This window comes from Terrabacter terrae (assembly GCF_039529575.1).
In the GTDB taxonomy this organism is placed as follows: domain Bacteria; phylum Actinomycetota; class Actinomycetes; order Actinomycetales; family Dermatophilaceae; genus Terrabacter; species Terrabacter terrae.
Genome location: NZ_BAAANB010000001.1, coordinates 352,151 through 375,650, shown reverse-complemented (window position 1 = coordinate 375,650; position 23,500 = coordinate 352,151). Strand labels below are relative to the sequence as shown.

General features: G+C 71.5%; 17 protein-coding genes. 11 read left to right on the top strand and 6 right to left on the bottom strand.

Features of this window, described 5'->3' with window-relative positions:
* Positions 1-50 precede the first annotated feature (50 nt).
* The 5 genes from ABD194_RS01740 to ABD194_RS01720 all read right to left on the bottom strand — a co-directional run bounded on the left by ABD194_RS01740 (position 51) and on the right by ABD194_RS01720 (position 5,248).
* Positions 51-722, bottom strand: coding sequence for a type II secretion system F family protein (locus tag ABD194_RS01740; RefSeq protein ID WP_343986574.1), 672 nt, complete (start codon positions 720-722; stop codon positions 51-53).
* Positions 719-1,594, bottom strand: a complete 876-nt coding sequence (locus tag ABD194_RS01735; protein WP_343986571.1) for a type II secretion system F family protein — start codon at positions 1,592-1,594, stop codon at positions 719-721. The genes ABD194_RS01740 and ABD194_RS01735 overlap by 4 nt, the downstream gene beginning before the upstream one ends.
* Complete coding sequence (locus ABD194_RS01730) at positions 1,591-2,763, bottom strand: TadA family conjugal transfer-associated ATPase (RefSeq protein ID WP_343986568.1); 1,173 nt, start codon at positions 2,761-2,763, stop codon at positions 1,591-1,593. The genes ABD194_RS01735 and ABD194_RS01730 overlap by 4 nt, the downstream gene beginning before the upstream one ends.
* 109 nt (positions 2,764-2,872) lie before the next feature.
* Complete coding sequence (locus ABD194_RS01725; protein WP_343986565.1) at positions 2,873-3,664, bottom strand: CpaE-like family protein; 792 nt, start codon at positions 3,662-3,664, stop codon at positions 2,873-2,875.
* A 669-nt stretch (positions 3,665-4,333) separates the two neighbouring features.
* On the bottom strand, positions 4,334-5,248 hold the full coding sequence (locus tag ABD194_RS01720) for a Fic family protein (protein ID WP_343986563.1): 915 nt from the start codon (positions 5,246-5,248) through the stop codon (positions 4,334-4,336).
* 54 nt (positions 5,249-5,302) lie between these two features.
* Between ABD194_RS01720 and ABD194_RS01715 the strand changes: the two genes are divergently transcribed.
* The 10 genes from ABD194_RS01715 (at position 5,303) to ABD194_RS01670 (ending at position 22,109) form a co-directional block, all read left to right on the top strand.
* The gene (locus ABD194_RS01715) at positions 5,303-6,232 is read left to right on the top strand and encodes a prenyltransferase/squalene oxidase repeat-containing protein (RefSeq protein WP_343986560.1); all 930 of its coding nucleotides are present in this window, start codon (positions 5,303-5,305) and stop codon (positions 6,230-6,232) included.
* Positions 6,233-6,398: 166 nt separating this feature from the next.
* A complete protein-coding gene (gene trpS / locus ABD194_RS01710) occupies positions 6,399-7,529 on the top strand; it encodes a tryptophan--tRNA ligase (protein WP_343986557.1) in 1,131 nt (376 codons plus the stop codon).
* Between the two features lie 313 nt (positions 7,530-7,842).
* The gene (gene acs / locus ABD194_RS01705) at positions 7,843-9,837 is read left to right on the top strand and encodes an acetate--CoA ligase (RefSeq protein ID WP_343986554.1); all 1,995 of its coding nucleotides are present in this window, start codon (positions 7,843-7,845) and stop codon (positions 9,835-9,837) included.
* A gap of 1,360 nt (positions 9,838-11,197) precedes the next feature.
* Positions 11,198-11,932, top strand: a complete 735-nt coding sequence (locus tag ABD194_RS01700) for a glycosyltransferase family 2 protein (RefSeq protein WP_343986550.1) — start codon at positions 11,198-11,200, stop codon at positions 11,930-11,932.
* A complete protein-coding gene (locus tag ABD194_RS01695; RefSeq protein ID WP_343986546.1) occupies positions 11,904-13,277 on the top strand; it encodes a glycosyltransferase family 2 protein in 1,374 nt (457 codons plus the stop codon). Before ABD194_RS01700 ends, ABD194_RS01695 begins: the two co-directional genes overlap by 29 nt.
* Positions 13,274-15,547 carry a phosphotransferase gene (locus tag ABD194_RS01690; RefSeq protein WP_343986543.1) on the top strand — a complete coding sequence of 758 codons (2,274 nt, stop codon included), beginning with the start codon at positions 13,274-13,276 and terminating at the stop codon, positions 15,545-15,547. The genes ABD194_RS01695 and ABD194_RS01690 overlap by 4 nt, the downstream gene beginning before the upstream one ends.
* Positions 15,540-18,269 carry a glycosyltransferase family 2 protein gene (locus ABD194_RS01685; RefSeq protein WP_343986540.1) on the top strand — a complete coding sequence of 910 codons (2,730 nt, stop codon included), beginning with the start codon at positions 15,540-15,542 and terminating at the stop codon, positions 18,267-18,269. The genes ABD194_RS01690 and ABD194_RS01685 overlap by 8 nt, the downstream gene beginning before the upstream one ends.
* Positions 18,266-18,595 carry a hypothetical protein gene (locus ABD194_RS01680; protein ID WP_343986537.1) on the top strand — a complete coding sequence of 110 codons (330 nt, stop codon included), beginning with the start codon at positions 18,266-18,268 and terminating at the stop codon, positions 18,593-18,595. Before ABD194_RS01685 ends, ABD194_RS01680 begins: the two co-directional genes overlap by 4 nt.
* Positions 18,592-19,371 carry a polysaccharide deacetylase family protein gene (locus tag ABD194_RS01675; RefSeq protein ID WP_343986534.1) on the top strand — a complete coding sequence of 260 codons (780 nt, stop codon included), beginning with the start codon at positions 18,592-18,594 and terminating at the stop codon, positions 19,369-19,371. Before ABD194_RS01680 ends, ABD194_RS01675 begins: the two co-directional genes overlap by 4 nt.
* On the top strand, positions 19,368-22,109 hold the full coding sequence (locus tag ABD194_RS01670; protein ID WP_343986531.1) for an HAD family hydrolase: 2,742 nt from the start codon (positions 19,368-19,370) through the stop codon (positions 22,107-22,109). Before ABD194_RS01675 ends, ABD194_RS01670 begins: the two co-directional genes overlap by 4 nt.
* Here the strand turns inward: ABD194_RS01670 and ABD194_RS01665 are convergent.
* Positions 22,081-22,938, bottom strand: a complete 858-nt coding sequence (locus tag ABD194_RS01665) for a glycoside hydrolase family 16 protein (protein ID WP_343986528.1) — start codon at positions 22,936-22,938, stop codon at positions 22,081-22,083. The two genes, ABD194_RS01670 and ABD194_RS01665, sit on opposite strands and share 29 nt — an antisense overlap.
* 170 nt (positions 22,939-23,108) lie before the next feature.
* Between ABD194_RS01665 and ABD194_RS01660 the strand changes: the two genes are divergently transcribed.
* Entirely contained in the window at positions 23,109-23,492 is a 384-nt protein-coding gene (locus ABD194_RS01660) for a helix-turn-helix domain-containing protein (protein WP_343986525.1), read from the top strand.
* Positions 23,493-23,500: the final 8 nt, after the last annotated feature.

Sequence of the window (23,500 nt, the reverse complement as noted above, 5' to 3'; positions counted from 1 at the left end):
GCAAGGCCATGGACCGGCCGCGGCCGTCGGGAGCGGAGGTGGGCGGCGCCTCACGTCTGCAGCAGGTCGCCGGCGAGCGCGATGACGAGTGGCGCCACCGTCGTGAGGCAGAAGGCCGGAAGGAGCACGAGGCCGAGCGGCGCCACGAGCTGCACCCCGACCTTGGCGGCCGACACCTCGAGCCGCTCCAGCTCCGCGGCGCGGAGGTCGTCGGCGGCCGCGAGCAGCATCGGACCGGGCGGGATGCCGGCCTGGTGGGCGACCGCCACCGCTCTTGCGGCCGGAGCCCACGTCGGCCCGACGGACGTCCACGCCTCGCCGTCGGTGGCTCCCCACCGCAGGGCGGCGGCGACCTGCTGCAGGTCCGTGGCCACCGGGCCGGGCATCCCGTCCGCCACGGCGTCGAGGACGTCCCACGTGGGCAGGCCGGAGCGGTATGCCAGGGCGAGCAGTGCCAGCGCCGCCGCGACCTCGGACTCGGCAGCATGCCGCCGACCGACGTCCTTGGGACGCAGGTGCCCAACCAACGAGCGGCGAGCACGGGACGCAGGTCGTTCCCCCGCGGGAGCGACGGGGTCCTCTCCCGGACCTCCGGCGGCACGTGTCCCGGAGGCCTCTCGACCGCCGAGCAGGACCAGAACGGCGACGGCGACCAGCGCCGCAGCCACGAAGGTCGGCACACCGGCGTCGCGCAGGCGCGCGAGGACATCCGACCCGCTCATCGCCCCACCGCCCGACGGACCAGGCGCGCACACCAGACGCGGCCGGACCACACCAGGCCGAGGCCGACAGTGGCACAGGCGGCGGCGAGCGGCGAGCCCAGGTAGAGGCCGGCCGGGTCGACACCGCACGCGAGCCCGAACAGCGGTCCGGTCAGCGGCAGCAGGGTGAGCACCGTCACCGTGGCCCTGGGACCGGCGACCGCGACGGCGACTTTGCCGCGCCTGGTCCGCGCATCGAGCAGCCCGCGGGCAGCTCGGTCGACTGCCGAGGCGAGCGGCGCACCCGTCGTCTCCGAGAGTCGCCAGGCGGCGGCGACGAGGCGAAGGTCCGCAGAGGCGCTGCGCTCGGCCCACCCGGCCCACACCGGGGAGGTCGGTGCGGCCCGGTCGCTCGCCTCCAGCAGGTCACCCACGAGCCGGTCGATGTCGGCGGCGGGTGCGTCGTCGCCATCGGCTCCCGACCGGCCGGAAGGAGACCTCCGAGACGCACGAGCGGCCCGCACCGCGCCCCTCGCGGCAGCGACTCGCTCCGCGCCGAGGGTGGACGTGGCGGCCAGGTCGATGGCTCGGCTCGGCGTCAACCCGGCCTCGAGCGCCGGGCCGATGCCACGCAGCAGCTCGAGGACGTCGTCGACGAGCACCCCGGGCCTTCGCCGCAGCCTCCAGCGCCGATAGAGGTCGACCGGGTCCTCGTGCCAGAGACTGCCGACCCGGGCGGGACCTCTCGAACCGTGCCCGGGGACCGGAACCGACCAGGCGTCCACGAACGCGCCGACCGCGGACCTGCGGCGCGGCCACAGCAGCACGGCAGCGGCGACCGAGGCCGCTGCGGCCAGGGCCGATGCCGCGAGCACGGCACCCTGCGCGGTCACGATGCCTCCGCGGGTCGCAGGTGGACCAGCAGGTCAGCCGCCAGACCGAGCCGGGCTGCCACCGCGGGCCAGCCCGGGCCGACGCGCGCAGCCTGCCCCGGCCCGTCCCACTCCAGTGCCGTCACCACCTGCGGCGCGCCGTCACGGCGGAAGAGGGCAGCCACCGAGGCGATGCGGCGCACACCCCGGTGGCGGGTCACGTGCACGACCAGGTCGATGGCAGCGGCGAGCTGCGCCCGGACCGCCTCGGGACCCATCCCTGCCAAGGCACCCAGGGCCTCGAACCGGGCGAGCACGTCGCCGGGCGCGTTGGCGTGCACCGTGCCGCAGCCGCCCTCGTGGCCGGTGTTCAGCGCGGCGAGGAGCTCACGCACCTCGGCGCCGCGGACCTCCCCGACGACGATCCGGTCGGGCCGCATCCGCAGCGCCTGCCGCACGAGCGTCGTGAGCGTCACCTCGCCGACGCCCTCGACGTTGGCCGGACGGGCCTCGAGCCGGACGAGGTGGGGGTGGTCCACGCTCAGCTCGCGCACGTCCTCCACGACGAGCACCCGGTCGAGTGGGTCGACGCAGCCCAGGAGCGCGGCGAGCAGGGTCGTCTTGCCGGCGCCCGTGCCGCCCGAGACCACGAAGGCCAGCCGTTTCGAGACGAGGGCCCGCAGGACCGGCTCCCACTCCGGCGGGAACATCCCCCTGCCGCCGAGCTCGTCCAGCGACACGGGACGACTGGGCGGGACGCGGATGGTGATGTGTGGGCCGCCGGCGACGAGCGGCGGGAGCATCGCGTGCAACCGGGCCCCGGACGGCAGCTGGCCGTCGACCCACGGGCTCGCCTCGTCGAGGCGCCGCCCCGCCAGGCCCGCCAGCCGCACGGCCAGTCCCCGGGCCTCGTCGGGCGCCAGCCGCTCGCCGACGCACTCCATGCCGCAGCCCCGGTCGACCCAGATGCGCCCGTCGCCGTTGACCGCCACGTCGGTGACACCGGCCTGGGCAAGCCACGGGTCGAGCGGGCCGGCGCCGAGCACCCGAGCAGCAAGGGCCGATCGGGTCTCGGCGACCCGGTGGGCCCCGAGGGCGCCCCGTTCCTGCACCGCCACGTCGTCGACGGCGGCGCCGTCGGGGCCGACGCCGTCGCGCACCCGCTGCCACATCGCCGGTGTCAGGCTCATCGCAGACACCTCACCGAAGGGCCGGACGGAGCGGCGTGGGCCGTGCCGGGTGCCGGCAGGAACCGCCGCTGCGTCAGTGAGCCACGAGGCGACTCGCTGTCGTCGCCCCTCATGCGGCGATCGCCTGCTCGGTGAGCCGCAGGAGCAGCTCGTCGGCCAGCCGGACCACGTCACCGCGCCCCCGAGCACCCGGCGGGAGCCCGTCGGTCACCTCAGCGACGAGCCGTCGGTCCTCGCCCACCGTCGCCACCAGGGGCACGTCGAGCTGGTCGACGACCAGGTCCTCGAGGTCGGGCTCGACCCGTCCGCCTCGCAGCACGACCCAGGGCTCGATGGGCAGCAGCGGCTCCGCCTCCCACGCACGGTCGGCGTCACGGGCCCGGGCCAGCAGTCCGCGCACGCCGGCGACGACGACGTAGGCCGAGCCGAGCTGGGGCACCTGCGACCCCGTCACCACGACGACCGCGTCGACGAGCAGGGCGACCGCCGCGACGACCGACGGGTGCCGCGGCAGGTCGAGCACGGTCACTGCGTGTGCGTCGGCGAGCCCGGCCACCACGTCGGGCACCGTCTCGAGCCACGCCTCGACCGAGGCAGCATCAGGGTCGGTCCCCCACCCGGCACCCCGGGCCCCGGAGAGCACGGGCACCCCGCACGACACCGGCAGCTCGTCGGCCAGGCCCTGGCCGTCGACGACGCCCGCCACCTCGGCGAGCTCGGGCCAGCGCCATCCCGGCTGTTGCTCGAGGCCGAACACGACGTCGAGGCAGCCGGACCAGGGGTCGAGGTCGACGGCCGCGACCGAGCGGCCTGCCGCAGCGGCCCGCACGGCGACGGCGGCGGCGAGGGTCGAGGACCCGACCCCACCGGAGGCAGGCACGAAGGCGATGACAGTTCCCATGCGCCAACGGTCACGCAGCGATGTGGCCGGGCCCAGCGGCATACGCAGGTCGGTGGACAGCGGCACATCTCACCGAGGGGGTGTGGACAACCCCCGCCGCCCGGACTCGCCGGCGGCTCCGGAAGGCCGACAAAGCATTGGTGGCCTCCGTCCGGGGGAAGACGGAGGCCACCTCACGAGCCTGGCGCCGGGGGGGAGGAGCCAGATCGCGCGATGCTCGACCCCTAGGGGGAGCACCTCATCAATCGTGACCCCTGGCTCGCTCGAATGCAAACCGACTTGTCCCCACTGAGGCGGATTTTTCCCGACTTCGTACCGGAACTATTCGCGGAGGTGAAATCTTGGCGGGCGACAAAACAGGGCGGAGGCCCCTCGACCGTGGGTCAGGGGCCTCCAGAGAAGTTCCGTGCTACCAGGCGTGCATCTTTCGAAGTGTCGCCCCGGTTGTGCGCCCGGGGGTGGACGGTTCCAAGTGAACTGCTCTCGCGTGGGTACTCGGCATCTTCTCGAGACTTCTGTCCTGCAAGGGATCCGGCCTACGCCTCTCGGCGATGTGGTTCCTGACTCCGTTCTACTCCACGCTCCCGGTGTGGCGACACCCCTGCCGGCGCCGGGCTTCCAGAAAGTGTCCCGTCACGTGGACACCCCGCCCAAAAAGGACGGGCGCCCTCAGCGGAGGCGACCCGCGCGCACCGCGTCGCTGATCCGCTCACCCTCGGCGGCGCCGCGCACGAGCGCCTCCCCCGCCTGGGCGAGCCACAGGCCCACGCCCCGGGCGCCACCCTCCGCGTATGCCGTCAGCGCGCCCAGGTAGGCCGGCCCCCCGCCGGCGACGTGTCCGGCTTCGGGGACGGCGACGCCGGTGGGGTCGAGTCCGAGGGCCTGGACGAGGGCTCTCTCCATCGCGCGTGCGACGAGGCCGTTGCCGTGGACGAAGGGGCGGACGGCGACGATCTCCGCGTGGACGAGGGCGGCGACCACGGAGGCCGGGACGCGGTTGGTGCCGGCTGCGGCCACGACGATGTCCGAGAGCGAGGCCAGCCGGGCGGCGACGACCGTCGGCTCCGGTGCGAGGCCGAGGTCGACGAGCTCGGTGCAGCCCTCCGTGCCGGTGCGCGGGCGGCCGAGCGCGTCGCCCTGCACGAACGGGGCGGCGGCAGCGACGTGGAGCCGGGCCAGTGCCTGCAGGGGCGCCGTGCGCACGAGGGAGACGACGCGTTCGCTCTCGGCCGAGGCGGCCACTGCGCCCTTGAGGGTGCGCAGGCCCGGATCGAGCTCTTCGGGCCACTCGCGGGCGCCGCTGATCAGCTCACGCACGAGGTCGACCGGGAACTCGGCGCCGTCGAGGGCGGCGCTGGCCTGGGCCCCGCGGACGCGGGACTCGGCCGACGCCTCGGGGATCCGCCGTCGCAGCGCCTCGTGGAACCGCAGCCGGGTGCACGCCTCGCGGGCGGCGTCCGCGCGCTCGCGCACGTCGGGAAGCTCGACGAGCGCGGCGAGCTGGTCGACCAGTGCGGCCTGCCGCGCGGCCTGCTGGGTGGGCTGCGGGGCGGGGATGGCGCGGGCGGCGGTCGGTTCTGGCACGGCTTCCAGCCTAGGACCGCCACACGGGCCCGGCCGCCCTGCGACGATGAGATCGTGCCCACTCCGGAGGTGCTGGACTGGCTGCTCGACGGTGACGTGGCGGTGGCCTACCTCGCCACGCGCGACCTGCTCGGGCACGAGGACCCGCGCCTGCAGCAGCGCATCGCCACCGAGGGAGTCGGCGCGGCGCTCCTTGCTGGACGCGGCCCCAAGGGGCACTGGGGCCGCGGTTTCTACTCGCCGAAGTGGACCTCGAGTCACTACACCCTCCTGCAGCTGCGCGAGATCGGTTGCCCGGCGACCGAGCCCGCGGCCCACGAGACGGTCGCGCTCGTCCTGGCCAGCGAGAAGGGCGACGACGGCGGCATCAACCCGTCCTCGCGACGCAGACCCAGCGACGCCTGCGTCAACGGCATGTTCCTCAACTACGCCAGCTGGTTCTGGGCGGACGGCGACGGGCTGCGGTCCGTCGTCGACTTCCTGCTGCGCGAACGCGTCGCCGACGGCGGCTTCAACTGCCGGCACAACCGTCCCGGCGCTGACGTGCAGCACTCCTCGGTGCACACCACGGTGTGCGTCATCGAGGGCATCACCACCTACGTGCAGTCGGGCTTCCACCACCGCCGGGACGAGCTCGAGGACGCCCGCGCCTCATCGGTGGAGTTCCTCCTGCGTCACCGGCTCTTCCGGAGCGAGCGGACCGGCGAGGTCATCGATGCCGAGCTGACCCGCCTGCACCACCCGGCCCGGTGGCACTTCGACATCCTCCGCGGGCTGGATGCCCTTGCAGCAGCAGGCGTTTCACGCGACACGCGCATGGACGACGCGCTCGACGTCCTCCGCAGCCGCCGCCGTCACGACGGGCGCTGGAGCGCCGGCCGTGCCTACCCCGGCCGGACCTACGTGCCCAACGAGCGGCCCGGCGAGCCGAGCCGCTGGGTCACGCTGGTCGCCCAGCGCGTGCTCCTCGCGTATCCTGACTGACATGTGTTCGAGCCTCGCACCGACCCGCGCGTGGTGGCTGCCCAGCTGAGGCGGCCCATCGAACCAACCCGAGATCCGGAGCCGCCCACGGGCGGCTCTTCGCATGTCCGGGGCGCACCGTCCCGGCACCGGCCTCTCCCGTGGGCACCACGAGAAGGAGAGACCCATGACAGCCACCATCCCCACCACGACGCCGACCGTCAGCCCGGTCAGCCCCGTCGAGACGGACGACAGCAGGACGTATGCCGCCGCGCGCGAGCGCAGCGCCGTGCTCGACGCGCTCATCGACGATCACGCCACCGAGGACCCTGCCCGCTTCCGGATGCTGACCGGCGACCGGCCCACCGGGCCACTGCACATCGGTCACTACCTCGCGAGCCTGCGCAACCGGGTCCGGTTGCAGGACAAGGGAGTCGAGACCTTCGTCGTGATCGCCGACTACCAGGTCATCACCGACCGCGACTCCGTCGGCGAGATGGGCACCAACGTGCGAGGCCTCGTCCTCGACTACCTCGCCACCGGCCTCGACCCGGCCCGCACGACGATCTTCACCCACAGCGCCGTCCCGGCCCTCAACCAGCTGATGCTGCCGTTCCTGTCGCTCGTCACCGACGCGGAGCTGCGCCGCAACCCCACCGTCAAGGACGAGCTGGCCCTCTCGGACGGGCGCCCGCTGTCCGGGCTGCTGCTGACCTACCCGGTGCACCAGGCGGCCGACATCCTCTTCTGCCACAGCCGGATCGTCCCGGTCGGCCGCGACCAGCTGCCGCACCTCGAGCAGACCCGGGCCATCGCCCGCCGCTTCAACAGCAGGTATGCCGCCGGGCAGGGTGTCTTCGCAGAGCCCGAGGCCCTGCTCAGCGACGTCCCGCTGCTGCTCGGCACGGACGGCACGAAGATGAGCAAGAGCAAGGGCAACGTCATCAACCTGCGCGACACGGCGGACGAGACGGCGGCCCGGATCCGCGCGGCGCGCACCGACTCCGAGCGACGAATCACCCACGACCCCAGCGGTCGTCCGGCCGTCACGAACCTGCTGACGATCGCCGGCCTCTTCCTCGAGGAGTCACCGGAGTCGGTGGCCGAGCGGGTCGGCGACGGGGGCGCCCGGGCGCTCAAGGAGCTCGTGACCGAGGCGGTCAACGAGTCGCTGGCCGGGCACCGGGCGCGGCGGATCGACCTGGCCCGCGACCCGGCATACGTCACCTCGGTGCTGCACGAGGGCAACGCCCGGGCGAACGAGGTGGCCGAGCGGACGCTGGCGACGGTGCGGGCGGTGATGGGGATGAGCTACTGAGCGGGCGTCCTGGGGCGGCCCCGCGCGGCGAACGCCCGGTCGGGTCGGCATCAGCGGGGGCCGCAGCCGCTCGCCGACGAGAGCGTCACGCACGACCGGCACCAGCGGCACCTGGCACCACGTCGCGACGGCGGCCGCCCCGCCCCGGACGGCCGCCGCTTCCCGACCGCTCGTCGACAGTCTGCGCGCCCTTGGGCGACTACTCGCCGGTAATGGCGGTACCCGCCGCTCCTGCGCCGGGTGCGCGAACTAGCCTGAAGTTGAGCTGTGCTCAAGGAACGCCGCCGCGGGCGGCGGGACCGCACCAGAGTCGATGCGAAAGGGTGACACCGTGAGCGAGAAGCCGCTCGAGAACCTCGTCAACGAGGGACAGACCTTCCCACCGCCGGCCGAGTTCGCCGCCCAGGCGAACGGCACGGCGGACCTCTACGACAAGGCGGATGCGGACCCTGAAGGCTTCTGGGCCGAGCAGGCCCGCACCTACCTCACGTGGAGCAAGCCCTTCACGCAGTCGCTCGACTGGAGCAACCCGCCGTTCGCGAAGTGGTTCGCCGACGGCGAGCTCAACGCCTGCGTCAACGCCGTCGACCGGCACGTCGAGGAGGGGCGCGGCGACAAGGTCGCGATCCACTTCGTCGGCGAGCCGGAGGGCGACACCCGCGACATCACGTATGCCGACCTGCACGCCGAGGTGCAGCGCGCCGCCAACGCGCTCGCCGACCTCGGCATCGGCAAGGGCGACACCGTGGCGATCTACCTGCCGATGATCCCCGAGGCCGCGGTCGCGATGCTGGCGTGCGCCCGCCTCGGCGCCCCGCACTCGGTGGTCTTCGGCGGCTTCTCCGCGGAGGCGCTGCACTCGCGCATCAACGACGCGGAGTGCAAGGTGGTCATCACCGCCGACGGCGGCTACCGCCGCGGCGCCCCGTCGGCCCTGAAGCCCGCCGTCGACGCGGCCCTCGACCACGGCGACACCTCCGTCGAGCACGTCCTCGTGGTCCGGCGCACCGGCCAGGACACCGCGTGGAACGACCGGGACCTCTGGTGGCACGAGGCGCTCGAGAAGGCCGCCCCGACCCACGAGGCACAGGCGTTCGAGGCCGAGCACCCGCTCTTCATCCTCTACACCTCGGGCACCACCGGGAAGCCGAAGGGCATCTTCCACACGACCGGTGGCTACCTGACGCAGTGCGCCTACACGAACGCGGTCGTCCACGACGTGCACCGCGACACCGACGTCTACTGGTGCACGGCCGACATCGGCTGGGTCACCGGCCACTCCTACATCGTCTACGGGCCGATGACGAATGGCGTGACGCAGGTGATGTACGAAGGCACGCCGGACACCCCGCACCAGGGCCGCTGGTGGGAGATCGTCCAGGACCACAAGGTGACGATCCTCTACACCGCCCCCACCGCGGTGCGCACCTTCATGAAGTGGGGCACCGACATCCCGGCGAAGTTCGACATGAGCTCGCTGCGCCTGCTCGGGTCGGTCGGCGAGCCGATCAACCCGGAGGCGTGGCTCTGGTACCACCGGAACATCGGCGGCGACCGCGCGCCGATCGTCGACACGTGGTGGCAGACCGAGACCGGCGCGATCATGATCAGCCCGCTGCCCGGCGTCACGACGCTCGAGCCCGGGTCGGCGCAGAAGCCGATCCCGGGCATCAGCGCCGAGATCCTCGACGACGAGGGGCAGCCGTTCACCGAAGCCGAGAAGGTCGGCTACCTCGTGCTGACGAAGCCGTGGCCAGCGATGCTGCGCGGCATCTGGGGCGACCCGGAGCGCTACAAGCAGACCTACTGGTCGCGGTTCGGCGAGAAGTACTACTTCGCCGGCGACGGCGCGAAGTACGACGACAAGGGCAACATCTGGCTGCTCGGCCGCGTCGACGACGTTATGAACGTCTCGGGCCACCGCCTCTCGACGGCCGAGATCGAGTCGGCACTGGTGTCGCACCCGAAGGTGGCCGAGGCCGCCGTCGTGGGCGCCACCGACGACACGACCGGCCAGGCCATCTGCGCCTTCGTGATCCTGCGCCAGGAGTTCGTCGAGGAAGCCGACGAGCCGGGCGAGGGCAAGGACCTCGTGCAGGAGCTGCGCAACCATGTGGGCAACGAGATCGGTCCCATCGCCAAGCCGCGCTCGATCATGATCGTCAGCGAGCTGCCGAAGACGCGCTCCGGCAAGATCATGCGCCGCCTGCTGCGCGACGTCGCCGAGGGCCGCGAGGTCGGTGACGTGACGACGCTGGCCGACAGCTCGGTCATGGACCTCATCAAGACGGGCATGAGCTCGGAGTGACTCCCAGCTGACCTCCGCGCCCGTCGCCGTGTCCGAGCACGTATGCCGCCCGCCTCGCCCTCGTGGTGAGGCGGGCGGTGCTGCTGGACCATTCGGGCAGCTGCTTCATGCCGCAGGTCAGCTGTCAGCCGTTCCGCTCCGACCCCGGAGCCTCCGACGCATGCGTGACGACGGAGAAGCTGTCCCGGTGGGCCCAGTCGAAGATGCACGGACCACCGCGTGCGCACGGGCATGCGGTCCCGCTCGCCTCACGCATCAACTCCCAAAGCTTCTGCGCCCGTTCACGACCGAAAATAACGGTGCAGTCGTACATTTCACCCTCGGTTGCATAGAAAAGTCACCAGCTCGTTGCGACTCGGCACACCTGGACGGCGCCATCGAGCGAGTGAACCTCCCCCGCTATTCACCGTAGAACGTCGGCGGGTACCGACACCGCGTTTGGCGAAGACAATTCGCTGGTGGCGGAGAACCAAAGGTGCAGCTCGGACGAGGGCGCCATACGTCCCGGCGCACACGCGGGAGTCGGAGCAATGCGCTCACGACGCGAGTCGCAGCACGGCGACTGCGGTGGGAGCACTGCTCGGTGGCTGCGCCGGGGACTTTTGGGCGCCACCGACCCGAGGGGTTCAGAGTGCGTGATTTTCTGCAATATGTTGCGTTGCGCGAGATCTTTCGCTTCTCTTTTCGAGAACTTATCCGCCTGAGGGTCCATCGGGTGTCACGATGAAGTTGCGGTGCTGAGCCGCTGGCTGACGGTCCAGGACCGTTCGGACTGCGGCAGAGCCGACGTCGTCTGCCTGGAGGAACCATGCCTGACTCCCGCCCCAGTGGTGCCCACTCCGGTGGCGCTCTTGACCACTCGGCGGGTCAGGCGCATCAGCTCTGGAGCATTCGCAGCCGTTTCGCAGACGGTTCACGTCGTCCGTCCAAACCGGCGGGCGACGCTCTTGCTATCTGAGCGAAAGCTCGGGAGGGGATGCGCGGGGGACACATGGCAGCGCACAAGGGACTTGGCCATCCATCCAGTGACGCGTGCGGCGAGACGCCGCCAGGCCACTCGGTGGAGAGCCGACGCAGCCGCCACGGGGCATGACGTCGTGTCGATGTGCCCGCACACTCCGCGTACGCACCGTCACGGCAAGGCCCACTGACGGTGTCAGGAACAGCATGAAGGGGGACACATGACCAGAATTCCTTCGTCGCGCTGCGACGGCCCTGGGCCGTCCGTATCGCGCTCCAGCCGGCACGGCGCGCCATGACCACCGCGACCAGGACCAGGAGGCGGTCGGAGCTCAGACGGAACGAGCGGACCTCCACGGAGCTCGACCGGCACGCCGACCGCGCCCGACGGCCTCGTCCCGTGAGCCTTGTCATACCGACCAAGAACGAGGCTCGCAATCTCGCCTGGGTCCTCGAGCAGGTTCCACGGTGCGTGGACGAGGTCGTGCTGGTGGACGCCTCTATCGACGCGACCCGCACGATGGCCCACGCGTGCCTTCCCGACATCCGGGTCGTCGACCAGACGGGACCCGGCAAGGGAAACGCGCTCCGGGCCGGCTTCGCCGCCGCTCACGGTGAGCGGATCGTGATGATGGACGCAGACGGAAGCATGTCGCCCACGGAGATCCCGCACTTCGTGCACTTCCTCGACAACGGCTACGACTTCGTCAAGGGGTCGCGGTTCATGGGCGGCGGCGGCTCCCTGGACATCACCCGGCTCCGGCATGCTGGCAACTGGGGGCTGCTCACCGCAGTCAACCTCCTGTACCACAGCAACCTCACTGACCTGTGCTACGGCTACTGCGCGTTCGACCGTCGGTTCATGGAGCATCTGGACCTCACCGCGGACGGCTTCGACATCGAGGCGCAGATGACGATCCACGCGCTCAAGGCCGGACTGCGGATCGCGGAGGTCCCCAGCCTCGAGCTGCCTCGCCGGAGTGGACGGTCCAACCTGCACGCCTACTCCGACGGCAAGTGCGTCCTGCGCACCATTCTGCGCGACCGCCCCAGGAACGGGTCCTCGCAGCTCCAGCGCACCTTCGGCAACGATCGGAGCGGCACCCATGGGGCCGGTCTCACCAACGAGGCGTGACCCCGTCCTCCTCGGCGACCTGGATCTCGACGCGCCGCTCCCTCGCCTCGAGGCCGGTCCCCGAGGCCGGGAGGCGCGGCTGCTCGTGCGGGTGCACACCCGACCCGTGGGCGAGGCGCGGATTGCCGTTCCACCCCGTGGGCTCACGGCGTGCGAGGTGGCCGAGGAGGCCTGGCCACAGGTGTCCGACGCCGTCACCGCACATCTCGTCCGGGACGGGCGTCCCGTTCCCGACGTGCTGCCGGTGGAGGGCCTGCCGTCCGGCGCGACGTTCCCCAGCCTGCCGCCGTGCCTGTCGAGGCGCCATGAGGAGCGCCCTCGCATCACCGTCGTGGTGGCGACCCGGGACCGCACGGACAGCCTGTTGCGGACGCTGTCCTCACTGGCCGGCTGTGAGTACGACGTCTTCGACGTGCTCGTCGTGGACAGCTCCCCCAGTACACCCGGCACCGAGCAGGCACTTCGCGCGGCCGCCCCGTGGCCGTTCCCGCTACGGTATGTCGCCACGTCCACGCCCGGTCTGGCCTTCGCCCACAACGTGGCCCTCGAGTGCGGCACCGAGGAGGTCGTCGCCTTCACGGACGACGACGTCCAGGTGGACCGGTACTGGCTCGCCGCCATCGGCGAGGCCTTCGCCGACCCGGAGGTCGCGTGCGTGACCGGCCTCATTCTCCCGTCCGAGCTGGAGACACCGGCCCAGTTCTGGCTCGAGCAGTCAGGCGGGTTCGCTCGTGGTTACGACCGCCGTCGGTTCAGCTTGCGCCACCCAGCACCGGAGCCGACCTTTCCCTTCGCTGCCGGCCGATTCGGGTCGGGAGCGAACATGGCGTTCCGAGCGACGTGGTTGCGCAGTGTCGGCGGCTTCGACCGGGCCACCGGCGCCGGTTCACCGGCGAGGGGTGGGGATGACCTGCACGCCTTCCTCAGGGTGGTCCTGGGTGGGGCGGAGCTGGTGTACGAACCTGCCGCGATCATCCGGCACGCCCACCGTCGTGACTACGACGGGCTGCGCCGGCAGGCCTTCGGCTACGGTCGGGGACTCGGCGCCTACCTGACCGCCGCGCTCTGGGCCCAACCTTCGCTCCTCGGCCCGATGGGCCGCCGGGCCGGTCCCGCGATGCGGCACCTGCTGGCCGCCGACTCGGTCAAGAACCGCGGGAAGGAGTCCGACTTCCCGGCAGAGCTGACCTGGCTCGAGCGCGCCGGCCTCCTCACCGGCCCCTTCGCGTATGCCGTGAGCCGCTGGCACTACCGGCGGTTGACTCGACCGTCCCGCACCCAGGCCTCCTACTACGGAGGGGCGCCGCTGGCTCGTCCCCTGCCGGGCGGGACGTCCGTGTCATGAGCGCCGCCCAGACACTCGAGCAGGCGCGGTACCGGTTCAGGTCCCAGCTGGCCCAACCGGTCTACCGCTCCGGCTACACCCTGGTCCTCAACTCGATGGTCACTGCGGTCGTCGGCGTCGGGTTCTGGCTTCTCGCCGCACGGCGCTACTCGCCCGCCGTGGTGGGCCGCAACTCCGCGGCCTTGTCCGCGATGATGCTCCTCGCCGGAATCGCCCAGCTCAACCTGATGAGCTCCCTGCTGCGCTTCGTCCCAGGCGCCGGCCGCGGGGCGCGGCGGATGGTGGCCCGCTCGTACGTCGTCGCCGCAACTCTGAGCGCCGTCGCGGCGGTGGGCTTCCTGACCGGCCTGCACCTCTGGGCCCCCGCCCTCACCCCGTTGCTGAGAACACCGGCCACCGCGATCAGCTTCGTCGTGGCCACAGCGGGATGCTCGGTGCTCGTCCTGCAGACCAGCGCGTTCGTGGCCGTCGGGCGTGCCGGCACCGCGACCTTGGCCAACCAGGCCTTCAACGTGCTGAAGGTCCTCCTGCTCTTTGGTTTCGCCGCCTGGTTGCCCGAGTCCGGGGTCTACTTCTCCTGGGTGACTGCCGGCACGCTCGTCGTGGTGGTCGGCGCCTGGGTCCTGTTCGCCAAGGCGACGCACACGTTCTCCGACGAGCCGAGCAACATCCCCGCGCTCTCGGACTTCGCCCGCTTTGCCGCGCCGGACTACCTCGCCTCCCTGTCCTGGATCGCCGCGACGACCGTCGTGCCCATCCTGGTGCTGAACCTGACCGGAGCGGCACACGCCGCCGTCTTCGCTCTCCTGTGGTCCGTCTGCCTGGTGCTGTACGGCGTTCCCGAGGCCTTCGGTCAGGCGCTGGTCGCCCACACCTCCCGCGAACCGGCCCGGCTCGACGAGCGACACGGGCAGCTGGTCAGGTCCTCCCTGGCGCTGCTCACCCCCGCCGTCGCCGTGCTCGTGCTCGGTGCCCCGATCCTGCTGCACCCGTTCGGCCCGTGGTACGCCAGCCAGGGGACGGGCACGCTGCGGCTGCTCGCGCTGTCCGCCCTGCCAGGCACGGTCGTGACACTCACGGTCAGTCACGCACGGGTCCGTCGCCACATGGTCACCGTGACCTCCACCCTCGGGGGCCTGTGCGTCCTGGCCCTCGGGCTGACCCTGCTGCTCGTGCCCTCCATGGGCATCGTCGGGGCGGCACTGGCTTGGCTCGTGAGCCAGACGGTGGTGGCCGCCCTGATCGGCGTCGAGCGGGCCAGCCGACGCATCATCAGGTCCCCCCGGGGCCCGGTGCCGGCCGCGGTCCGGGCCCAGGCCCTGAGCACCGCAGGCGCTGCGGGCTGGCACCTCGACCGGCGTCTGCCCACGGCCTCGGACACGGCGGTCCTGCTCGTCTCGAAGGAGCCCCAGGCCGAGCACCAGGCCGAGCACCAGGCCGAGCACCAGGCCGGGGTGCTCAAGGTCGCCAGCACCCCGCAGGGCATCGCTGCCCTGGCTCGGGAACGCGAGGTGCTGAGCCGGCTCGCCTCGGAGGACCGTCTGGGGGCCTGGCGGCAGATGCTCCCCGCCGTCCTCGACTCCTTCGAGACGCCCGGCGCTCTCGCCCTGCTGACGAGCCGCATCGACGGCCGTGACGGCAGGAGCGCCCTCGCACAGCATGGGGACGCGCTCGCCGCAGCCGCTGCCATCAAGCCGCTGCACTCCCTCGAGAGCGCCCAGTTCCCGGTCGACGAACAGCTGCTCAGCCGCTGGGTCGGCGATCCCGTCGCCAGGCTGCGCGCGACCGTCTCCTCGAGCAGGCGGCTCGTCGCGGACACGGGGCGGCTGGAGTCACTCCTGGGCCGACAGCTGTCGGAGCGCACGCTGACCCTGGGGTGGGTGCACGGTGACTTCCACGCCGGCAATCTCCTGCTCGACGGGCGGGGGGCCGTCTGTGGGGTCCTGGATCCGGGGCAGGCACAGGAGCGCGACCTGCCGGTGCTCGACCTGGCTCATTTGCTGCTGACCCTCCCCGGCTGCGACGGGCGCCGCCCGATCGGAGCCCGTGTGGCGGCCCGGCTGGGCAGCGGGCCCGGCTGGTCCGAGGACGAGATGCAGTTCCTGTCCCTCGCACCCGGCGGCGGCGAGCTGCCCGGCCCGGTCCTGCTCCTGCTCAGCTGGCTGCGCCACGTGGACACCAACCTCGTCAAGTCGGATCGCTACCGGAGCAACGTGATCTGGTTGCGCCGCAACGTCATTCCCGTTCTGCGGAAGGTTCCCGATGAGTGAGGTTGCCACCGAGGCCCCGCGCGTGGAGGCGGCAGTGCGCGTGTCCGTCGTGCTCTGTTGCTACACCATGGAGCGGTGGCGGCACATCGTCGCAGCCACCGAGTCCCTTCACGCACAGTCCTTGCCGCCGACCGAGATCCTGCTTGTCGTCGACCACTGCCCACCCCTGCGCGAGCGCGCCATCCGAGAGCTGCCAGGCGTGCGGGTCCTCCACAACGACGGGCCACCGGGACTGTCCAGCGCGCGAAACGTCGGGGTCGAGGCGAGTTCCGGCGACGTGGTCGCCTTCCTGGATGACGACGCGGTCGCCGAATCGGAGTGGCTGGGCCGCCTCGCGTCCGAGTACGCGGACCCCTGCGTCCTCGGGGTGGGCGGCCAGGTCTCTCCGCTGTGGGACTCCCAACGACCTGCGTGGTTTCCCCCCGAGTTCGACTGGGTGGTCGGGTGCAGCCACGCCGGCATGCCGTCCGGGACGGCGCCCGTTCGCAACCTGATCGGCGCCAACATGTCCTTCCGCAGGGACGTTCTGGCGGCGGTGGGCGGATTCCGCGCCGACCTGGGACGGGTCGGGTCGCATCCGGCCGGTTGTGAGGAGACCGAGCTGTGCATTCGCGCGGCCGCCCAGTTCCCGGGCGGTGTCCTCTGCTACCAGCCCCAGGCCACCGTCCACCATCACGTGCCCGAGGCTCGCGCCACCTGGCGCTACTTCAGGGCGCGCTGCTATGCCGAGGGCCTGTCCAAGGCGACCGTGTCGCGCGTGACCGGTGCCCAGCGGGCCCTGTCGAGCGAACGAGCCTACGTGAGCCGGGTGCTGCCCCGGGGACTCGCCAAGGCGGCGGCCAGCATCAACCCCGCTCGAGGGGTGGCTCTGGTGACCGGACTCTCGGCCACCGCCACGGGTTATGCAGTCGGGAGCTTCGCCCGCCGACACCAGGACGCAGCAGGCGCCCGCGGCCGCTTCCTCCGGACAGCGGCGACGACCACGCCGTTGGTTCTGGCGATGGTGCTGTGGTTGCTGTCGCTGCGGTCGGTCGACCTCGCCGCCATGACCGACCTGGGGCTGGTGTCGGTCCTACCCCCTGCTTACTGGGCTGCCCTGACGCTGCTGGTGGCCACCATCCCCGTGCTCATCCACCGCGACCGCACGCCCACCGTCCTCCTGGTCGCCTACCTGGCCGCGCTCATCCTGATGTTCCACGGGACCCCGGCCGCCCTCTACGACTCGTTGCGGTATGGCTGGGCCTGGAAGCACGAGGGCGTCGTCGACTACATCGTCCGCAACCATTCCGTCGACCCTCAGACGGGTGGGCCGTTCAACGCCTACCAGGCATGGCCGGGCTTCTTCGCGCTCAATGCGGTACTGGTCAAAGCGGCTGGGCTCTCCAGCGCACTGTCCTACGCGGCGTGGGGTCCACCCCTGTTCGAGCTCGCGGCCTTGTTCCCGCTACGGCTGCTGTTCTCCACCTTGTCCAGCGACCGGCGGCAGGTCTGGCTCGCGGTGCTGATCTTCTACCTGGGCAACTGGGTCGGCCAGGACTACTTCAGTCCCCAGGCGTTCGCCTACCTGCTCTACCTCGTCATCCTCTGGGCGTGCCTGCGGTGGCTGCCCGTCTCGCACCCGGACGCGCGACTGGGGCGCTGGCGTCGCTGGCTGGGGCCTGATCTCGGAACCGCAGAAGCCACCTCACCCGTGCAGCGCCGGGCGGTGCTCGCGCTGGTCGGCCTGCTGATGCTGGCGGTCGTGAGCAGCCACCAGCTGACCCCCTTCATGCTGCTGTCCGCGCTCTGCCTGCTCGTGCTGGGACGCCACATCGGCCCTGCGTGGTTGCCCGTCATGCTCGCAGTGCTCGCCGCTGCGTGGATGGTGACGATGGGCCGCACCTTCCTGGCCCAGAACCTCTACTGGATCGTCGAGTCGTTCGGCCGCCCGGGCGCCAATGCACAAGCGGGTCTGGTGGACCTGAGCCGCACCTCCATCGACCAGCGGCTCGTGTCGTACGCCGACCGTGGGCTGACCGCGGGCCTCGTCGTCCTGGCCGGGGTCGGCTGGCTGCGCCTGCGAAGGGCGAGCGCTCCCCGGCGGGGCGCGGCCCTGCTGGCGGCCAGTACCGTGCCGCTGTTGGCCGCCAACAACTACGGCGGCGAGATGATATTTCGCGTCTACCTGTTCGCGCTCCCGTTCCTGGCCCTGCTGACAGCGGGAATCCTCTACCCGAGCGCCTCTCGAGGTTGGCTCGGTGCGGTGGTCCCGGCGACCCTGGCTCTCGTGTTGGCCGCACCCTTCTGCCTGGCCTACTACGGCAAGGAGCGGGCCAACTACTTCAGCCCTCAGGAGGTCGCCGCCTCCGAGTGGCTCTACTCGCATGCCCCGGCCGGTTCGCTGCTGATCGGCGCGGACGCGCAGCAGCCGTGGGGCTTCACGCACTACGAGGACTACTACTACAGGTTCCTCGAGGAACTGCCGACACCGCAGCGGGCCGCGTTGACGACGTCGCCGATGGTCGAGATCAACCGCGCCATGCAGAACCACCCGGGCCCCACCTACGTGATCTTCAACCGTTCCCAAACCATCTACGCCGGCTACACGGGGGTGCTGCCGGCCGCTGCGATCACGGCGCTCACCACCGCGCTTCACCGCGATCCGTCCTTCCGCGTCGTCTACCACAACCCCGACGCCATCATCTTCGAACAGCCCCACACGCACCCGGAGCCAAGCCGATGAGCGCCGTGTGGAGTCGCTACCGGGCGATCCTGCTCATCGCCGTGCTGGCGGGTGTCGCGATCGCCGGCGCGGGACTGAGCGCGCCGCTGCGTGCACTCGCCGTGGTGGCCGTGATCGGGTTGGTCCCCGGGGTCGCGTTGCTGCCTTGGTTGCCGGCCAGCGGCTCGGTGCAACGGGTCGTGATCGCCGTTGCCATCAGCCTCTCGCTGACGGCGATCCTGTCCGAGTCGCTGGCCATCGCGGGGGTCTGGAGCGCGGACCTGGTCATCGTCGGAGTCGCCGGCCTCGGGATCGGCGCCATCCTGTGCCGGCGGTGGGCGCCGTGACCGGGATCCCTGTCCTGCTCTACCACTGCCTGTCCCCGGACGCGTCCTCCTGGATCGCACCCTTCACGGTGACGGCGCAGTGCCTGGACAGGCACCTGGCCATCGTCGCTGCCGCCGGGCGCACGCCGGTCACCGTCTCCGAGCTCCACGACGGCCTCTCCGGAAGGGGACCGCTCCCGGCCAGGCCTGTCGTCGTGACCTTCGACGACGGCTTCGCTGACACCCTGACCGTCGCAGCGCCCATCCTGCGCCGGCGGGGAGTCGCGGGGACCATCTACCTGACAAGTGGGTTCCTCGGCGGTGTGAGTCCCGGTGGGGATCGCATGCTCGACTGGGCCCAGGCACGGGAGCTGGTCGACCAGGGCCATGAGATCGGCGGTCACTCGGTCAGCCATCGTCAGCTGGACACGCTGTCCCGGCCGGAGGCCCGACACGAGGTCCGGGCGTCGCGGGAGCAGCTGCAGGAGCGGCTCGACGTGCCCGTTCGCAGCTTCGCCTATCCGCACGGGTACTCCAGCCCTCGAGTGCGCCGCGAGGTGATGGAGGCCGGGTACGACTCGGCATGCTCGGTCAAGAACGCGCTCAGCGGACCTCGCGACACCCGGTTCAGCATCAGCCGGCTCACCGTGACCGCCGGCGTCAGCGACGACACGATCCGAGCCTGGGTCAACGGCTCGGCGCCGACCGGAGGGCGCGACGAGCGTCTCCTCACGAGAGGCTGGCGCGCGTACCGACGCCTCCGGCTCGTCGCCACGGCCTCTGGAGATCGATCATGAGCCACTGCACGACGCCTGCTCCGGTGCGCATCGCATCCGAACCCCTCCGGGTGACGAACCTGCTCCTGACCGGCACCGAGCTGTCCGCGCTCCTGGAACGCGCCGTCGCGAGCGAGCAATGGTGCGACGCCTTCCTGGTCAGCGCCGGAATGCTCCAACTGGCGGACGACAGGCTGCATCCGGACCCCTTCCAGCTGCGCCGTGCCGCGAGCTACCTGCGGAAGCGGGCGTCGTGGGGCGGCAAGGCCGCCGGGTTGGGAGCAGCGGCCCTCGCCGGCGCATTCGATGTCCGCCAGTGGGACAGATGTGCGCAACGGCTGCGAGCCGCCAGCTCGGTCCTGGCCGACCTGACGTCGCTGTTGGCCAGCACGCTCCTGCGTCCCGCACCGATCACGCCGGAGTCGTCCGAGCTGGGTGTCCTCGTGGCCGAGGCGGTGGCCGCGGCTCCGCTGCTGGGAGCCGATGTGGCCCGCATACCGGCCTGCTTCGGCGATTTCGACCTCCATCCCGACGACGTCCGGGCCTTGGCCGGCAAGCTGCACCAGCTGCCGGAGGTGACGCGCGGACCGGTGTGCGTCGTCGGCGTGCGAACCTCCGGCAGCTACCTGGCACCCCTGCTGGCCGCGGCCCTGAGGCACCTGGGAGTGAGCGACGTCCGCATCCTGACCCATCGCCCGACGCACCCCTTCCTCTCGTGGGAAGGCCAGACGCTGCGCAGGACCGCCCGGGCGGGCGGGAAGGTGATCGTCATCGACGACCCACCGGCAACGGGAACGGCACTGGCCACCACGCTGAAGGCCATCGCCGCGACGGGAGTGCCCCACGACGCGACAGCACTGGCCCTGCCCCTCTTCACCGACGAAGCGGCGCTGCCCGCGCCGCTGACGAGCTACGCCGGGGCGTTCCTGCCGTGGCGCCAGTGGAGCGTGCACGACCGGCTGGCGGAGGACGCCGTCAGCGGCACCCTGTCCGAGCTGTTGGGCGCCGACTGGTCCGTCGACCGGTGTGTCCGCCGCAAGGAGGACGCCGCGACCACCGGCGCCCGCGACCATGTCCGGGGCCGCTACACCGCGCAGCTGACGAGGCGGAGCACCGGAGAGGCTCAGCAGCGCGAGCTGGTGGTCGAGGGGGCCGGGCTGGGCTACCTGGGAGAACACGCACTCGCCGTGGCAGAGCCGCTGCGGGACTACGTACCGCGTGTCTACGGTGTCGTGGCCGGACTTCTGTACCGGGACTGGCTCCCGGGGCCACCCTCCGCTGCTGACGAGATGGGACTGTCGGCAGCGATCACCGCCTACGTGACGCACCGGCAGCAGGCGCTGCCCGCGGACACTGACTGCACCCCACGGATGCGCGGCCGCGAACCGGTCTGGGAGCTCGCCGCCGAGCTGCTGAGCCGGCCGCTCGGCTGGGCTTCCCCAGCCATCCGCGGCCTGCTCGAGCCGACGACGCGTCGTCTGCTGACGCCGAGCCGGCTCAGCGTGGTGGACGGCGCCACGACACCGTCGCGCTGGTTCGGCGACCCGGCGGAGCCCGGACGGTCGCGCAAGGTGGACTTCTACCAGGGCGCGACGGGGCACTGGGCGCTGCCCTGCTACGACGCGGTCTTCGACCTTGCCGGCGCCGCCTGCGAGCCGGTCTCCCCCGGCTTCGCCGACCTCCTGCGCGAGCGGTACGAGGCGTTGACCGGCGAGCGGCCTGACGAGGAGCGGTGGCTGCTCTACCGGATCGCCCAGCTGTGGCGGCTCGGTCGCTCGGGCGACCTCGAGCCTCACGCGGTGGATCGGCACTCGGCTGCGGCGGTCCACGACTTCCTTGCCGCCTGCTACCTCGACGACCTCCGCGCGCCCACCGGGCCGGTGTGCGCCGTCGACCTCGACGGCGTGCTGGAGACCGACCGGCTCGGCTACCCCTGCACCACGCCCGTCGGCATGATGGCTCTGCGGGCCCTGGCTGCTCATGGCTATCGAGTCGTGCTCGCCACCGGCCGCGGGCTCGACGATGCACGGGACCGCTGCCAGGCCCTGCGACTGTCCGGCGCAGTCGTCGAGTACGGCGCCGCCGTCTACCTGCACGAGGACGGGACCACGATCGACCTGCGCGACAGGCAGGAACAGGCGCTGCTCGACGACGTCCGGAGCCAGCTCATGCGGCGAGGGGTGCCGGTCCTGCCGACCCACGTCTACACCGTCCGGGCCCGCCTGCACGGCGGCCCCCTGCCACCGGACCTGGTGGCCGAGATCCCGCTGCTCTCCGATCCCCGGCTGCGCCTCGTCCACGGCCAGGGCCAGACCGATGTCACCGCCGCCCGGCTCGACAAGAGCACCGGCCTGACCCACCTGACCCAGTCCCTGCACGCCGATGGCATCGCGTTCGCGATCGGCGACACCGCAGCCGACGTGACGATGCTGCGAGCCGCCTCGGTCGCGCGCGCACCCCGCAACGCCGACGACGTCGTGCGTGCCGCTGGTGTTCCACTGACGAGGCGCTCCTACCAATGGGGGCTGGCCGACGCGTGCGCGGCAGTGCTCGGTCACCGTCCGGGCCGGTGCCCGGTCTGTCGCGTCCCCGCCCTGCCGGCTCGGACGCGGGACCTGCTCGCCCTGCTCGGGCTGTCCGAGCCGGGGGTCTCGACGCTGCCACTGCAGGCCGCGCGGGTGGCCGTGCGCGCACTGAGGCCCGAGGCCCCGGGCGCCGACCCGCGCCGGCTCAGGGGCCGGTTGCTCCTGAGGGGCTGACCTTCGGCTTCCACGCTCGGACCCAGTCGACACTCATCCGGCTGCCATCCGGCGGCGTCCGGTGCGCGTACATGCTGAGGTTCAGGATGAGGTACTCCGGCAGGGAGGTCGTGGCCCGTACCCCGACGTCGTACGGCCGTCCGTCCAGGTAGGGGATGGCCGCGGAGCCGGTCCAGTACAGCCCGTAGACGTGGTAGCCGTCGCGATAGTCGACGTTGGACTCGCCGTAAGGGGTCGTCCCGGTCTCGCTGCCGTCGGCGGCGTGGAAGTTGAACCGTGGCCGGGAGACATTGGGCACCGACGTGTCGAAGAACTCGAACACATCCAGCTCGGGCGGGTACTGGGACCTTGGGACCATCCAGAACGCCGGCCAGCAACCCGCGCACCTGGGGACCTTGACCCGGGCCTCCACATACATTCCGGGCTGGAGGTAGAACCGTCCGTTCGTGTTCACCTCCCCGGAGCTGTGGGTGTAGGTGACCCCGTTGATCCTTCTGACAGAGGGGTGCAGCACGAGGTTGAGGTTGCCATCGGCCACCTGCACCCCTGACGAGGTGAAGTAGGCCCCCTCACGTCGGCGGTCGTAGGGGGCATCGGCCCCGCTCGTGGCGCTGAACCGTCCGGACCGCCACTTGGACTGGTTCAGGGTCGTGCCGGCGAACTCGTCGTCGAAGACCAGCGACCAACGCTGCTGGGCGACCGACGTGTAGGCAAGCACGCCGGGGGCCGACTGCACTTTCGGTGCCATCTCGACGAGGGAGACGACGATCGCGCCGAGGACGACGGCGCCGGTCGCCGCGAGCTTCACCCACGAGCGGAAGGTCTGCATCGGCATCACCTGGCCCCGATCGCGCCCACCTGTCGACAGGTCTCATGCTACCGCTGCCCCCTGTCGCCGGACCGACACTCGAACGTGTCCCAAGCGACCCAAATGGCAGGGCAGGTAGACGTATCACCCCGTACCATCAAGCCATCCGACAGCAAGAGGTGAGTGCCGCGATGACCTGGGATGAGCGTCAGCGGACGATCTTCGGCGCTCGCGCCCTCCACAGACGGCGGGAGCTCCGGCTCTCGAACGCGGAACTGGCTCGTTCGGCAGGGGTGTCGACGGGGGTGGTCACGAAGATCGAGCACGGTCGGCCGGTTCGTGACTCCAACCTCGAGGCGGTTCGGAAGGCGCTCAGCCTGGAGCTCGACCAGGCGGACGTGCGCTACCCGGACGAGGTCGAGCTCGTCATGACTGCCGTGGCGGAGTGGATCCTGTCCAAGGGAAGCCAGCGTCACCTGGCGGCGCTCGAGGTCATCAGGTTCATCGTCGCCCGGGGAGCCAGTGTCCACAACGGCACGGGCCCGGAGAGCTCTTCCTCCGAGCCCGAGGGCTGAGGTCGCTG

Coding starts and splice junctions, on each gene's coding strand:
- ABD194_RS01740 (WP_343986574.1), bottom strand. CDS start 722: ATGAGCGGGTCGGATGTCCTCGCGCGCCTGCGCGACGCCGGTGTGCCG.
- ABD194_RS01730 (WP_343986568.1), bottom strand. CDS start 2,763: ATGAGCCTGACACCGGCGATGTGGCAGCGGGTGCGCGACGGCGTCGGC.
- ABD194_RS01725 (WP_343986565.1), bottom strand. CDS start 3,664: ATGGGAACTGTCATCGCCTTCGTGCCTGCCTCCGGTGGGGTCGGGTCC.
- trpS (WP_343986557.1), top strand. CDS start 6,399: ATGACAGCCACCATCCCCACCACGACGCCGACCGTCAGCCCGGTCAGC.
- acs (WP_343986554.1), top strand. CDS start 7,843: ATGCGAAAGGGTGACACCGTGAGCGAGAAGCCGCTCGAGAACCTCGTC.
- ABD194_RS01695 (WP_343986546.1), top strand. CDS start 11,904: ATGGGGCCGGTCTCACCAACGAGGCGTGACCCCGTCCTCCTCGGCGAC.
- ABD194_RS01690 (WP_343986543.1), top strand. CDS start 13,274: ATGAGCGCCGCCCAGACACTCGAGCAGGCGCGGTACCGGTTCAGGTCC.
- ABD194_RS01685 (WP_343986540.1), top strand. CDS start 15,540: ATGAGTGAGGTTGCCACCGAGGCCCCGCGCGTGGAGGCGGCAGTGCGC.
- ABD194_RS01680 (WP_343986537.1), top strand. CDS start 18,266: ATGAGCGCCGTGTGGAGTCGCTACCGGGCGATCCTGCTCATCGCCGTG.
- ABD194_RS01670 (WP_343986531.1), top strand. CDS start 19,368: ATGAGCCACTGCACGACGCCTGCTCCGGTGCGCATCGCATCCGAACCC.
- ABD194_RS01665 (WP_343986528.1), bottom strand. CDS start 22,938: ATGCAGACCTTCCGCTCGTGGGTGAAGCTCGCGGCGACCGGCGCCGTC.
- ABD194_RS01660 (WP_343986525.1), top strand. CDS start 23,109: ATGACCTGGGATGAGCGTCAGCGGACGATCTTCGGCGCTCGCGCCCTC.